The organism is Seonamhaeicola marinus (assembly GCF_008085455.1).
This window is the reverse complement of record NZ_VSDQ01000081.1, coordinates 1-514: the sequence shown is the minus strand read 5'-3', so window position 1 is coordinate 514 and position 514 is coordinate 1. Positions and strand designations below refer to the sequence as shown.

Below are 514 nucleotides of genomic sequence, written 5' to 3'. Positions count from 1 at the left end.
TTGATTTTCGTCGATATTTGTTAATTATTTTTACTTTTCGTCGATTTTTTTTACCACATAAACGATATTAAGTGTACTAATATTGATGATGTGAGTAAAAACAAAAAAGCCTTTCCAAAAATTTGGAAAGGCTTTTTTAATATTTTTATTGTAATGATGTTAGTGCTGAAGTTCCTCTTCACCATCTTTCAACGGTACGTTTTGAGGTACAAAATCTACATCATGACCTGGTTTACTATAATCATAAGACCATCGGTATACATGAGGTATTTCACCTGGCCAGTTACCATGAATATGCTCTACAGGTGTAGTCCACTCTAAAGTAGTAGCGCGCCATGGGTTTTGTGTTGCTTTCTTTCCGTAGTACATACTTGAGAAAAAATTGTATAAATATACAATTTGAACAACTCCACCAATTAAAGCAAATATTGTTATTATAACATTTACATTTGATACATCGTCAAATAAAGGGAAATTACTATTTGTGTAATATCTACGTGGTAAACCAGCCATA

Annotated in this window: 1 pseudogene; it reads right to left on the bottom strand. The window is 31.7% G+C overall.

Going from position 1 to position 514, the window contains the following annotated elements:
- Positions 1–159 precede the first annotated feature (159 nt).
- A pseudogene (locus FUA24_RS00505) lies at positions 160–514 on the bottom strand (cytochrome c oxidase subunit I); the annotation flags it as partial.